The sequence below is a fragment of the Rhodovulum viride genome (assembly GCF_003265965.1).
GTDB classification, from domain to species: domain Bacteria; phylum Pseudomonadota; class Alphaproteobacteria; order Rhodobacterales; family Rhodobacteraceae; genus Rhodovulum; species Rhodovulum kholense.
Genome location: NZ_MUAV01000002.1, coordinates 268,590 through 282,058 on the forward strand (window position 1 = coordinate 268,590; position 13,469 = coordinate 282,058).

Genomic DNA, 13,469 nt, shown 5'->3' on the forward strand with positions numbered 1-13,469 from the left:
GTTCGCGGCTTATTCCGCCGCCACTATGCCTTCAAGCCGGTCTTCCAGCTCATCGGCCGCCGCCTGCAATGCGGCCAGGGTTTCGGCGTCGGGTTGCCAGTAGTTGCGGTCATGGGCTTCGAGAAGGCGGTTCGCCATCCGGGCCGATGCCGCAGGGTTCAGGCTGGCCAGCCGTTTTCTCATGTCCTCGTCCAGGACGAAGGTTTCCGACAGCCGTTGATACACCCACGGTTCCACCTGGCCGGTTGTCGCCGACCACCCGAGAGTGTTGGTGACCTGCGCCTCGATCTGGCGCACGCCTTCATGCCCGTGCTTGAGCATGCCTTCGAACCATTTGGGGTTCAGGCTGCGCGACCGGGTTTCGAGAGCGACCTGATCCTGAAGCGTGCGCACCTTGCCCTCGCCCCGGGTCTGGTCGCCGATATAGACGGCCGCGTCCTGCCCGCCCCGGGCGCGTTTGACCGCCCGCGCGATGCCGCCCAGGGTATCGAAATAGTGGTCGACCGTGGTCACGCCGAGTTCCACGCTTTCGAGGTTCTGATAGGCGACATCCACATCCTTCAGCGTCTGCTGCAACAGCGCCGCATTGGCCCTGGACTTGCCGTCGCGCCCATAGGCGAAGCTTTTGCGCGCCTCATAGGCATCGGCCAACTCGTCCTCGTCGCCCCAGGCGCCGCTGTCGACCAGCCCGTTGACGTTCGAGCCATAGGCGCCCTCGGCATTCGAGAAGACCCGCAGCGCCGCGGTTTCCATGTCGACGCCCATCTTTTCGGCATGGGCCAGCGAATGGGCACGGATGAAGTTCAGCTCCAGCGGCTCGTCCTCGGCCATCGCGGCCTTCCAGGCGGCCTCGGCCAGCATCCGGGTCTGCAAGGGCAGCAGGTCGCGGAAGATGCCCGACAGCGTCATCACCACATCGACCCGGGGCCGGCCGAGTTCCTCCAGCGGCACCAGATCGGCGCCCGCCAGACGGCCGTAATTGTCGAACCGCGGCTTCGCGCCCATCAGCGCCATGGCCTGGGCGATGGGCCCGCCGTCGGACTTGATGTTGTCAGACCCCCACAGCACCATCGCCACCGAGCGCGGCAGCGTCGCATGGGTGTCCAAGAGCTTCTGCGCCTGCTTCGCGCCTTCCAGCATGGCGAACTGGGTCGGCATGCGGAACGGGTCGAAGGCGTGGATGTTGCGCCCCGTCGGCAGCACATCGGCCGACCGGATCAGATCGCCCCCGGGCACAGGCTTGATGTAGCGGCCCCCCAGCGCGCGCATGATCGCGGGCAGCTCGGTGTCCTGCTGAAGCCAGTAATCGACCTTCTCGCGGGTCTCGGCATCGGTATCGGTCATCACCCGCAGATGCTCGGCCCGTTCCTCGGGCGTTGCCGTGCGGCCGACCACATGCAGCCCGTCGGGGATCAGCGCGTCTTCGGTTTCCAGAAGCTTCAGCCACAGCTTTTCGGGCGGCGTGCCGGTCATGTCGACGGCATCGGCCTGGGCCGCGATCAGCTCTTCCAGATCGGCCTGCTCGGGCGAGCCGGGCTCGGTCTGGCGCCAGCGCGTGAGGCTATCCTTCAGCTCCTGCAACCCCTTGTAAAGCCCCGAGGCGGCCAGAGGCGGCGTCAGGTGGGTGATCGTCACCGCGTTCGACCGGCGCTTGGCCAGCGTCGCCTCGGAGGGGTTGTTCGAGGCATAGAGATAGACGTTCGGCATGTCGCCGATCAGCCGGTCGGGCCAGTCGCGGAAGCACATGCCCGCCTGCTTGCCCGGCATGAATTCCAGCGCGCCATGCATCCCGAAATGCAAAAGCACATCCGCGCGGAAGGTGTTCTTCAGCCAAAGATAAAAGGCGCTGAACGCATGGGTCGGCGCGAAGCCCCGCTCAAAGAGCAGCCGCATCGGGTCGCCCTCGTAGCCGAAGGTCGGCTGGACCCCCACAAAGACATTGCCGAATTCGCGGCCCAGCACGAAGACGCCGCGCCCGTCGGACCGGATCTTGCCCGGGGCAGGCCCCCAGACGGATTCGATCTCGGCAAGCCAGGGCGTGCCGCGCACCAGATCGTCGGCGGGCACATGGGCGGCCACGTTGCCTTCCTGCCCGTAGGTCTTGGAATTGCCCTCGAGGATCGCCGCGCGCAGCTCGTCGACCGTGGCGGGCAGCTCGCCGGTCTGGTAGCCCTCGGATTTCATCCGGTGCAGCGTGTTGAACAGGCTCTCGAAGACCGACAGGTAGGCGGCAGTGCCGATGGCGCCCGCATTCGGCGGGAAGCCGAACAGGATGATGCCGACCTTGCGGCTTTCGGTTTCCGACCGGCGCAGCCGGGACAGCCGCTCGATCCGGGCGGCCAGCGTCGCCACGCGCTCGGAACAGGCGGCCATTTCCTTGGCCTCGCCCTTGTGGGTGCAGTCGCGCGGGCAGCCCTTGCAGCCCTCGGGGCCGTGGCGGCCGCCAAAGACGGTGGGCGAGATCGCCCCGTCGAGTTCCGGCAGCGCGATCAGCATGGTGGTCTCGACCGGACCGAGCCCGCCCGAGGATTCGCTCCATTGCCCCAGCGTCTGGAACTCCAGCGGATGGGCGGCGATATAGGGCACGTCGAGCCCGCTGAGCACCTCGACCGCGGCGTCGCTGTCGTTATAGGCCGGACCGCCGATCAGGCTGAACCCGGTCAGCGACACCAGCGTGTCGATATGAACGCTCCGCTCGCCGGTGAAATAGGCGGCGATGGCGGGCCGGGCATCGAGCCCGCCGGCGAAGGCCGCGATCACCCGGATGCCGCGGTCTTCCAGCGCCCGGATGACCGCGTCGTAATGGGCGGTATCCGAGGCGAGGATATAGGAGCGCATCAACAGGATGCCGACGGTCGCGACCGGTGCGGCGGGCTGCGGCAGGTCCTCGATGTCGGTGGTGATGCGATGCGGGATGTCGGGGTGGTAGAGCCCGGTCTCGGGATATTCGATCGGCGCCTCGGACGCGCCGCCGCGCCAGGAGGCGTCCTTGGCATAGCGCGAGATCAGGAACCGCACCATCTGCTCGACGTTGTCGTCGGACCCGCCCAGCCAGTATTGCATGGTCAGGAACCAGGCGCGCAGGTCCTGCGCCTTGCCCGGCAGGTATTTCAGCATCTTGGGCAGGCGGCGCAGCATGGCCATCTGCTTTTCGCCGCCGGTCTTGACCTGGCCATTCTCGTCCCGGACGTTGCCGCGCAGCTTTTTCAAAAGCTTCATCGGCCCCGAGGCGGGCTTGGACATATCGAGATCGCCCATCCGGGTCAGCTGCACGATCTGCTTGTCGGCGATGATCCCGATCATCGCGTCGCAATCGTCGCGCCGGGCTTTCAGCTCGGGCAGGATGGCGTTGATATGCTCCTCGATGAACAGCAGGTTCACCAGGATGATGTCGGCATTCAGAACATCGTCCTTCGCGCGGACCAGCGCGCCCGGGTTTTCCGACCAGGTCGCGGCGGCATGCACGCTGACCCTCAGCCCCGGAAAGTCGCCCGCAAGACGCTCGGTCACCCGCTCGCAGGGACCCGCGGAATGCGAATCCAGCGTGACGATGACTACTCGATACCCGGGGTAATGACGTTCATCGCGCATAATGGGCCTTCGCCTCGTACAAGGTTTCGACACTGATCTCGTGCACGCCCTTCTCGAGCGCGAACTTCTCGGTATTCCGCTTGGCCTTGCCGCGCACGAAGAACGGGATCTTCTTCAGCTCCTTCTCGGCCGCGCTCAGCCAGACGATCTCGCCCTCGGCCGGGGCCGCGCCGGCGGCCGCTTCCTGATCGGCCTCGGGCTCGGCCTCGACGGCCCGGGCCTTGGCAGCCCCGCCATGGTGCGAGGCACCGGCCTCGTCGTGGAACTCGAAATCCTCGCGGAACATGTGCAGCAGGTGCTCTTCGAGCCCCATCACCAGCGGATGGACCAGCGTGTCGAAGATCACGTTGGCGCCCTCCCAGCCCATCTGCGGGCTGTAGCGGGCGGGGAAGTCCTGAACGTGCACGGGCGCCGAGATCACCGCGCAGGGAATGCCCAGACGCTTGCCGATATGGCGCTCCATCTGGGTGCCAAGGATCATCTCGGGGGCCAGATCCTCGATGGCCTTCTCGACCTCGAGGTAGTCGTCGCTGATCAGCGCCTCGACCCCGAACTCGGTCGCAAGCTTGCGGATGTCGCGGGCGAATTCGCGGTTGTAGCAACCAAGCCCCACCACCTCGAAGCCCATCTCGTCGCGCGCGACCCGAGCCATCGCCTTCACATGGGTCGCGTCGCCGAAGAGGAAGACGCGCTTGCCGGTCAGGTAGGTCGAATCGACCGATTGCGAATACCAGGGCATCCTCAGGCGGGCATCGTCGGCCTTCGGCTCGACGCCCGCGATCCGCGCCACCTCGGCGATGAAATCGCGGGTCGCGCCGACGCCGATCGGTACCGTCTTGGTGAAGGGCTGGCCGAGGTTTTTTTCCATCCAGCGCGCCGCGGTCTCGGCATGCTCGGGATACATCAGCACGTTGAAATGCGCGGCCCCCATGCGGGCGATGTCGGCGGGCGTGGCGCCCATCGGCGCAACCACGTTCACCGAAATCCCCATCTCTTCCAGCAGCGCCGTCACCTCGGTGATGTCGTCGCGATGGCGGAAGCCCAGCCCCACCGGCCCGATCAGGTTGGCCGAGACATGGGCCGTGCGCTCCATCGGCCGGGCGATGGCCTTGACGATCTGGTAGAAGGTCTCGTCCGAGCCGAAGTTTTCCTTGCGCTGATAGCTCGGCAGTTCCAGCGGGATCACAGGAATGCCCAGATCCATGGTCGCGGCCATGCCTTCGGGGTCGTCCTGGATCAGCTCGGCGGTGCAGGAAGACCCCACGATCATCGCCTGCGGCTTGAACCTGTCGAAGGCGTCATGCAGCGCCGTCTTGAACAGGTTCGCGGTGTCCTCGCCCAGATCGCGCGCCTGGAAGGTGGTGTAGCTGACCGGCGGACGGTGGTTGCGCCGTTCGATCATCGTAAACAGCAGGTCGGCATAGGTGTCGCCCTGCGGCGCGTGCAGCACGTAATGCAGCCCCTTCATCGCGGTCGCGACACGCATCGCGCCGACATGGGGCGGGCCTTCATAGGTCCAGACGGTCAGCTTCATGCCGCGCCCTCCAGCCCGGCCAGAATTGCGCGGCGGCGCAACGGGCGGGCGAAGAGACCGGCCAGATCGCCAGCCTGCTCATAGAAATGGACGGGCGTGAACACCAGTTCGATGGCCCATTTCGTGGTCATGCCTTCGGACTCCAGCGGGTTCGCAAGCCCAAGCCCGCAGACCGTCAGGTCGGGCCGGGCGGCCCGGCAGCGGTCGAGCTGCAGATCGACATCCTGGCCCTCGGCGATCACCGGCCCCTCGGCCAGAAGATCGAGATCGGGACCGACGATCTGCTTGTTGATGAAGGGGGCGCCGACCTCGACCGCGGTCATGCCGCATTCGCGGGTCAGGAAGCGCGCCAGCGGAATTTCCAGCTGGCTGTCGGGGAAGAAGAAGATCGACTTGCCGCCCAGCGTCTCGGCGGCCGCCGCGATGGCCTTGCGGGCGCGGGCGCGCGGGGCGTCGGTGACCTTCGCGAAGGTCTCGGGCGAGACCCCGAATTCCTGCGCCACGGCCCAGAGCCAGGCGGTCGTGCCCTCTTCGCCGAAGGGGAAGGGCGCGGGCAGGATGCGCGCACCGCGGCGTTCCAGCCCGGCGGCGGTCTCGTTCAGGAAGGGCTGGGTCAGCGCCACGACGGTATTCGCCCCCACCCCGGGCGCCTCGGCCGCGCGGTGCGCGGGCAGGCAGCGCACGGGCGCCACGCCCATCTCGGCCAGCAGCGACAGCGCCTGATCCTCGACCACATCGGGCAGCGCACCGACCATCAGCAGTTGACGCTCGTCGGTGGCGGGCAGGGTCGGCACCATGGTCGCGAGGCAGGCATCCTCGCCCTCGGTGAAGGTCGTCTCGATGCCCGAGCCGGAATAGTTCATTACCCGCACATGCGGCGCATGGCGTTCGGTCAGCCGTTCGGCCGCGCGGTGCAGGTCAAGCTTGATCACCTCGGACGGGCAGGAGCCCACCAGGAAGAGCTGCTTGATGTCGGGACGGCGCGCCAGCAGCCGGTCGACCTCGCGGTCGAGCTCGGCATTGGCATCGGCCAACCCGGCCAGATCCTTTTCCTCGAGGATTGCGGTGCCGAAGCGCGGCTCGGCGAAGATCATCACGCCCGCGGCCGATTGCAGCAGATGCGCGCAGGTGCGCGAACCGACCACCAGGAAGAAGGCGTCCTGCATCTTGCGGTGCAGCCAGATGATCCCGGTCAGACCGCAGAACACCTCGCGCTGGCCGCGTTCCTTCAGGACGGGCGCGTTGCGGCAGCCGGCGGCGGGCGGGGCGGGGGTAAATCCGGTCATGCTGCGACCTCCGTTGCCTCACCCTGCAACCGGGCCATCCGCAGCTTCCACAGGAACTGCCCGGCATTGATGACATAGGTGCTGTAGGCCGCCAGCGCGATCAGCATCTGGCCGGTCGGACCCACGCTGCCAGTCAGCAGCGCCCACAGATACAAGGTGTGCAGCGCGATCACCGCCATCGAGAAGACGTCTTCCCAGAAGAAGGCGGGCGCAAAGAGATAGCGGCCGAACACGACCTTCTCCCAGATCGCACCGGTGACCATGATGGTATAAAGCACGAAGGTCTTGATCACGATCGAGATCGTGGCCGCCTCGTAGCCCGCCCCGGTCACAAGGTACCGCAGGACGAGAACCAGCGAGACCAGAAAGACCAGAAACTGCAACGGCGCCAGAACGCCCTGCACGACGGTCCATTTGGTCGAGTCGCGACGGCGACGTTCTTCCGGCGTATAGAGTTGGACCGCCCTTGGGGCGGTTCCCACGTTTTCCGGCATCCTCCGACTCCCTGACAGACGGTGGCTTGGGCCTCACGTTAGACCTCTGGCGCGGAAAGTGTCAATTGTAATTTACACTCTTTCCGTTTACACTCCTCTTGATCCGAGGGGTGTCGAGCGCCCGGGGCAGAGTAAAAGAGCCTATATTTTCTAGGGACTTGTCTGCGCCGTCTTGATTCCTCCAGCCACGAGGGCCAACAAGTGTCAATCGGCTTTGACAACGCTGGACAGTCCCCAGAGCGCGTTGCGCACCGGTCGCCTCGAATCCGCCGGGACGGTCCTCGGCCGGGGGCGTATCATGGCTGAGCCGCAGAAGTCGATAGCGCCCGCCGCGCCGCCCTCCCGCCCCTGCGAGCGTCATGACGAGGTCGAAACCCTCGCGGGCCAGGTGCTTTCTGCGCTGGCGCAGCGCTCGGGCGACGGGGTCCAGGCGGTGAGCCCCAAAATTCTGGCGGAATTCTGCGCCGACGTGCTGCGCGGCGACCGGTCGATCCGGACCGGCGCGCTGGCCACGCTGCGCCGCCACGGGGTTTCCTCGACCGCCATCGTCGACGGCTATATCCCCGCCGCCGCGCGCGAGCTGGGCGACCGCTGGTGCCGCGACGATCTGAGCTTTGCCGACGTGACCATCGGCGCGGCGCGACTGCAGGCAATGCTGCGCGAACTGGGCGCGGCCAATGCCGACGACATGTTGGCCGCCTCGGACGCGCCCAACATCATGATGATCGTGCCGCATGACGAATTCCACACGCTGGGCGGCATGACCGCCGCCAACCAGATGCGCCGCATGGGCGCGTCGGTCTCTCTGGCGCTGGGCCAGACCGAGGACGAGATCCTGCAAAAGGCCATGGCCCGGCAATTCGATCTGGTGGCGATTTCCGTCTCCTGCCGCCAGAAGCTCGACTCGGCCCGGCGCCTGGTGAACGGCTTGCGCCGGGCGCTCGGCACCGGCGTGCCGATCGTGATCGGCGGCCTGGTCGCCGAGGGGGCCGAGGATGTCTGCGCGCTGACCGGCGCGGATGCGGCCACATCGGACGCGCGCGAGGCGTTGCGCCTGTGCGGTATGAACGGAAGAACGCTGGCGCCCGGCGCCGGCCGGTCGGAGCAGGACCAGTGACGGGGAGGCGGCCGGGACGGCCGGAAATGGGCGCGTGACGTCAAGGGGCACCAAATACTGGAACAGCGGCGCGATCCCGCTCATCGCGCCCGAGATGCTGGGCGAAATCATCGCCACGGCCTGCGACATCGCGATCGTCCTCTCGCCCGAGGGCCGCGTGCTGTCGGTGCTGGTCAACAAGGACCATCACGCCCATGGGCAGCTCGATCACTGGGAAGGCCGCGACATCCGCGACGTGCTGACCCAGGACAGTCGCCCCAAGCTCGACTCGCGGCTCGAATTCTTCGCCAGAGGCGGCGAGACCGGGAAACCGGTCGAGCTGAACCATGCCGATGGCGAGGGCTGGTCTTTCCCGGTCCGCTATTCCTTCCACACCATCGGCCCCGACGGCAGCACGCTGCTGATGCTGGGCCGCGACCTGCGCCCCATCGCCGAGATGCAGATGCAGCTCATCGAGGCGCAGATGGCGCTGGAGCGGGACTACGAGACCCAGCGCGAATACGACACCCGCTATCGCGTGCTGTCCGAATCGACCCGCGACGCCTTCGTCTTCGTCGGCACCAAGTCGGGCCGGGTGGTCGATGCCAATCCGGTGGCCTGCGAGCTTCTGGGCGCCGAGCGCGCCGAACTGATCGGCAACGCCTTCGCCCAGGAATTCGACGGCCGTCGCCGGGCCGAGTTCCTCGAGGCGCTGAGCCAGGTGGCCCTGTCGCCCGAGGCGCATCCGCTGCCGCTGGAAACCCGGCGGACCCGGGTCCGGATCAGGCTGCGCCCGATCGCCTTCCGCGCGGCGGGCGAGCCGCTGATCCTGTGTCGGCTGGACCGGGCCGAGGACCGCGAGCCCAATGGCGGCGAGATGGGCGAGACGCTTCTGGCCTTCTACCGCCAGGGCGTCGACGCGCTGGTCTTCACCGACACGCAAGGCGTGATCCTTGCCGCCAATGACAGCTTCCTAGGGCTTGCCGACGCCCCGCATGTGGCGTCGGTCAAGGGCCGGTCTCTGGGCGATTATCTGGTGCGCGGCAGCGTCGATCTGAGGGTCCTCGTCGAAAACGCCACCCGCAGCGGGCAGATGCGGTTCTTCGCCACCAAGCTGTCGGGCGAATATGGTGCCCAGGTTTCGGTCGAGATCTCGGCTACCTATCTCAAGGACCAGGCCAGCCCCTGCATCGTCTACGTGATCCGCGACGCCAGCCGCATGGAAGGCGCGCGCAGGCCCGGCGTCGCGGTGTCGGACGATGCGATGCGCTCGGTGATGGAGCTGGTGGGTTCCGCCAGCCTAAAGGACATCGTCGCCGAGACCACCGATGTGGTCGAGAAGATGTGCATCGAGACCGCCGTCGAGCTGACGCGGAACAACCGCGTGGCGGCGGCCGAAATGCTGGGGCTCTCGCGCCAGAGCCTGTATGTGAAGCTCCGGAAATACGGGCTCCTCAGCAGAGACGGGGGCGACTCGTGACGCCCCTGCAGGGAAGCAAGACCCGCCCCGAACGGGGCCAGGAGAATCTGCGGAAGACATGACCGATATCTCGAACGTGCCGAACCGGCGTCTGCCGGACCCCGCCGCCATGGTGACGCTGATCAAGCCGATCACGTGGTTTCCCCCGATGTGGGCCTATCTTTGCGGCACCGTATCCTCGGGGGTGTCGCCCCTGTCGAAACCGGGCCTCGTCCTTTTGGGCATGGTGCTGGCAGGCCCCGTGGTCTGCGGCATGAGCCAGGCGGCGAATGACTGGTGCGACCGGCATGTCGATGCCATCAACGAACCCTACCGCCCGATCCCCTCGGGCCGCATTCCGGGGCGCTGGGGCTTCTATATCGCCTGCGCCATGTCGCTTCTGGCGCTGGTGATCGGCTGGCAGCTGGGTCCCTGGGGCTTTGTCGCCACGATCCTCGGCGTCGCCGCCGCCTGGGCCTATTCGGCCGAGCCCGTCCGTCTGAAGAAATCGGGCTGGTGGGGGCCGGGGCTTGTCGGCATCTCGTATGAATCGCTCCCGTGGTTCACCGGCGCGGCCGTGCTGTCGGCAGGCGCCCCTTCGATCTATGTGGTCGTGATCGCGCTGCTTTACGGGATCGGCGCCCATGGCATCATGACGCTGAACGACTTCAAGGCGCTGGAGGGCGACCGCCAGATGGGCGTGAACTCGCTGCCCGTCACCATGGGTCCGCGCAAGGCCGCATGGGTCGCGTCCATCGTGATGGCGGTGCCGCAGGCGGTGGTGATCGGGCTTCTGGTCCTGTGGGACCGCCCCTTCCATGCCGCGGGCGTGACCGCCGTGCTGCTGGCGCAGTTCTGGGCCATGTCGGTGATGATGAAGGACCCCAAGGGCAAGGCGCCCTGGTATAATGGCGTCGGTGTCGTGCTGTTCGTGTCCGGCATGATGATCTCGGCCTTCGCGATCCGGTCGCTCGGAGCGCTCTGATGACGCTGAGCTGGCTGCAGATCGTCCGGCTGGGGCTCGTGCAGATGAGCCTTGGCGCGGTCGTGGTGCTGACCTCGTCCACGCTGAACCGGCTGATGGTGGTCGAGCTGGCGCTTCCGGCCGTGCTGCCGGGGCTGCTGGTGGCCCTCCATTACGCGATCCAGATCACCCGGCCCAGCTGGGGGTTCCTGTCGGACACGCGCGGCCAGCGCACGCGGTTCATCATCGGCGGCATGGCGATCCTGGCGCTGGGCGGCTATCTGGCCGCGACCGGCGTCGTGGTGATGGAAAACCACTATGGCGCGGGGCTTGCGCTGTCGATCCTGGCCTATGCGCTGATCGGCATCGGCGTCGCCGCCTGCGGCACCTCGCTTCTGGCGCTGCTGGCCACCGCAACCGCGCCCGAGCGCCGCGCGGCGGCCGCCACCATCACCTGGCTGATGATGATCGCGGGCATCGGCATCACCGCCGGAACGGTCGGCGCCTTCCTCGATCCCTATACGCCCGCGCTCCTGCTGGAGATCGTGACCGTGGTCACCCTGGGCGCGGTCGCGGTGACCACGCTGGCTGTCTGGGGCATCGAAAAGCGGGTGGTCGCCCATCGCGAACCCGACGAGATGCCGTTCTGGAAAGGCATCGGCGAGGTCTGGGCCGAGCCCCGCGCCCGCGTCTTCACGCTGTTCGTGTTCCTGTCGATGGTCGCCTATTTCATGCAGGAACTGATCCTCGAGCCGTTCTCGGGGCTTGTCTTCGACTTCACCCCCGGCCAGTCGACCTCGCTGTCGGGGTCCCAGCATGGCGGCGTCTTCCTCGGCATGGTCGTGGTCGGCATCGGCAGCTCGGTGCTGCGGATCTGGGCGCTCAGGACCTGGGTGATCCTCGGCTGCCTCGGATCGGCCGCGGCGCTGACCAGCATCGCGGCGCTGGGACATTTCGGCGCGCATCTGCCGCTGACGCCCGCTGTGGTGCTGATGGGCTTTTTCAACGGCATCTTCACCGTCGCCGCCATCGGCGCGATGATGGCGCTGGCAGGCGAGGGCCGCGACGCGCGCGAAGGCACGCGGATGGGCCTTTGGGGAGCCGCGCAGGCGATTGCCGCGGGCTTTGGCGGCCTTGTCGGTGCTGCGGCGGCCGACGGTTTGCGCCAGATCATGGACGACGCACCCGCCTTTGGCGTGGTGTTCCTGACCGAAGCGATCCTCTTCGTGCTCGCTGCTGTAATGGCACTGAGGATCATGGATGGAAATCGACCCACAACGGAACACGCAGGTCTTGTGCCAGGGGAGTAAGACAGATGATTTATGACGTTGTTGTCGTCGGGGGCGGCCCCGCCGGCGCCACCGCCGCAGAGGATCTTGCCCGTTCGGGCAAGAAGGTCGCGCTTCTGGACCGCGAGGGCCGGATCAAGCCCTGCGGCGGCGCGATCCCGCCGCGCCTGATGCGCGATTTCAACATTTCCGACGAACAGCTGGTGGCGAAGATCGACACCGCGCGGATGATCTCGCCCTCGGGCCGTTTCGTCGACATCCCGATCGAGAACGGCTTCGTCGGCATGGTCGACCGCAAGGATTTCGACCCCTTCCTGCGCGCCCGCGCAGAACGCGCCGGGGCCACCCGCTTTACCGGCACCTTCGTCCGGGTCGAGCGCGAGGAGGAAAAGACCTTCCTCGTCTTCCGCGACAAGCAGTCGAAGGAAGAGGTCAGGCTGCAGACCAAGTTCATCATCGGCGCCGACGGGGCGCGGTCCGACGTCGCGCGCGCCGAGGTGCCCGGCGGCGACAAGATCCCTTACGTCATCGCCTATCACGAGATCATTGACGCCCCCATGGCGGTCGGCAACTACCAGCCAAACCGCTGCGACGTGATCTATGACGGCCGGATCAGCCCCGATTTCTACGGCTGGGTCTTCCCGCACGGGCATACCTGCTCGGTCGGGATGGGCACCGGCGTCGACGGCTTCGACCTGAAGCAGGCGACCGCCGATCTGCGCAAGATGGCCGGGCTCGACCAGGCCGAGACGATCCGCAAGGAAGGCGCGCCGATCCCGCTGCGCCCGATGGACAAGTGGGACAACGGCCGCGACGTGGTCGTGGTGGGCGATGCCGCGGGCACCGTGGCGCCGAGTTCAGGCGAGGGCATCTATTACGCCATGTTCGGCGGGCGCGTGGGCGCCGCGGCGGTCTCGGCGGCGCTGGCCTCGGGCCGGGCGTCGGACCTGAAGCTGGCGCGGCAGATGTTCATGAAGGACCACAAGAACACCTACAAGGCGCTGCAGGCGATGCAGGACGCCTATTACCACAGCGACGAACGGCGCGAACGCTTCGTATCGCTCTGCCACGATGTCGACGTGCAGACGCTGACCTTCGAATCCTACATGAACAAGAAGCTGACCAAGAAACGCCCGCTTGCCCATCTCAAGATCGGCATCAAGAACGTCGCCCACCTGACGGGCCTCGTGTCGCCGCAATACACATGAGCGAGATGATCCCGGCCTGGGTCAACGGCCAACTGACACCTGTCGAGAAGCTGGAGGCCCATCAGAAGGGCCTCCGCCACAAGGCGATCTCGGTCTTCGTGATGGATGGCGACCGCGTGCTGATCCAGCGCCGGGCGCTGGGCAAGTATCACACGCCCGGTTTCTGGGCGAATACCTGCTGCACCCATCCGCGCTGGGACGAGGAGTCGAAGACCTGCGCCAACCGGCGGCTGGCCGAAGAGCTGGGCATCACCGGCCTGACGCTCGAATTCCGCGAACAGGTCGAATACCGCGCCGAGGTGGGCAACGGGCTGATCGAACATGAGGTGGTGGACATCTTCGTCGCCGAGGCCGGGGCCGATCTGACCTGGGACCTGAACCCCGAAGAGGTGATGGATGCCCGCTGGATCGCGCTTGACGATCTGGCCCGCGAGACCCGCGAGACCGAGGGTGTCTATACGCCCTGGCTGCGGATCTATCTTGAAAAGCACAGCGACGCGATCTTCGGATCGCTCGCCTCGGCCTGAGGACCTTTCCGGTCCGGGCTT

At 66.8% G+C, this 13,469-nt stretch carries 10 protein-coding genes; 6 read left to right on the plus strand and 4 right to left on the minus strand.

From position 1 onward, the window contains the following. Positions 1 to 9: 9 nt before the first annotated feature. From BYZ73_RS02660 to bchF, 4 genes are read right to left on the minus strand one after another with little or no spacing between them, the layout of a single operon-like run. Entirely contained in the window at positions 10 to 3,591 is a 3,582-nt protein-coding gene (locus tag BYZ73_RS02660; RefSeq protein WP_112314794.1) for a magnesium chelatase subunit H, read from the minus strand. After that, complete coding sequence (gene bchB, locus BYZ73_RS02665) at positions 3,581 to 5,125, minus strand: ferredoxin:protochlorophyllide reductase (ATP-dependent) subunit B (protein WP_112314795.1); 1,545 nt, start codon at positions 5,123 to 5,125, stop codon at positions 3,581 to 3,583. Before bchB ends, BYZ73_RS02660 begins: the two co-directional genes overlap by 11 nt. Beyond that, complete coding sequence (locus BYZ73_RS02670; RefSeq protein WP_112314796.1) at positions 5,122 to 6,411, minus strand: ferredoxin:protochlorophyllide reductase (ATP-dependent) subunit N; 1,290 nt, start codon at positions 6,409 to 6,411, stop codon at positions 5,122 to 5,124. Before BYZ73_RS02670 ends, bchB begins: the two co-directional genes overlap by 4 nt. Further along, positions 6,408 to 6,905: a 2-vinyl bacteriochlorophyllide hydratase gene (gene bchF, locus BYZ73_RS02675; protein WP_108024388.1), complete on the minus strand. Its 498-nt coding sequence runs from the start codon at positions 6,903 to 6,905 to the stop codon at positions 6,408 to 6,410. The genes BYZ73_RS02670 and bchF overlap by 4 nt, the downstream gene beginning before the upstream one ends. Positions 6,906 to 7,203: 298 nt before the next feature. Between bchF and BYZ73_RS02680 the strand changes: the two genes are divergently transcribed. Genes BYZ73_RS02680 through idi form a run of 6 tightly spaced genes read left to right on the plus strand, consistent with a single transcriptional unit; the run spans position 7,204 to position 13,448 of the window. Further along, the gene (locus tag BYZ73_RS02680; RefSeq protein ID WP_112314797.1) at positions 7,204 to 8,022 is read left to right on the plus strand and encodes a cobalamin B12-binding domain-containing protein; all 819 of its coding nucleotides are present in this window, start codon (positions 7,204 to 7,206) and stop codon (positions 8,020 to 8,022) included. A 34-nt stretch (positions 8,023 to 8,056) separates the two neighbouring features. Then, positions 8,057 to 9,481 carry a transcriptional regulator PpsR gene (ppsR, locus tag BYZ73_RS02685; RefSeq protein ID WP_108024392.1) on the plus strand — a complete coding sequence of 475 codons (1,425 nt, stop codon included), beginning with the start codon at positions 8,057 to 8,059 and terminating at the stop codon, positions 9,479 to 9,481. A 58-nt stretch (positions 9,482 to 9,539) separates the two neighbouring features. Continuing rightward, positions 9,540 to 10,445, plus strand: a complete 906-nt coding sequence (gene chlG, locus BYZ73_RS02690) for a chlorophyll synthase ChlG (RefSeq protein ID WP_112314798.1) — start codon at positions 9,540 to 9,542, stop codon at positions 10,443 to 10,445. Next, on the plus strand, positions 10,445 to 11,734 hold the full coding sequence (locus BYZ73_RS02695; protein ID WP_108024396.1) for a BCD family MFS transporter: 1,290 nt from the start codon (positions 10,445 to 10,447) through the stop codon (positions 11,732 to 11,734). The genes chlG and BYZ73_RS02695 overlap by 1 nt, the downstream gene beginning before the upstream one ends. Before the next feature lie 5 nt (positions 11,735 to 11,739). Further along, a complete protein-coding gene (locus BYZ73_RS02700) occupies positions 11,740 to 12,921 on the plus strand; it encodes a geranylgeranyl diphosphate reductase (protein WP_112314799.1) in 1,182 nt (393 codons plus the stop codon). Continuing rightward, complete coding sequence (gene idi / locus BYZ73_RS02705; protein ID WP_112314800.1) at positions 12,918 to 13,448, plus strand: isopentenyl-diphosphate Delta-isomerase; 531 nt, start codon at positions 12,918 to 12,920, stop codon at positions 13,446 to 13,448. The genes BYZ73_RS02700 and idi overlap by 4 nt, the downstream gene beginning before the upstream one ends. Positions 13,449 to 13,469: the final 21 nt, after the last annotated feature.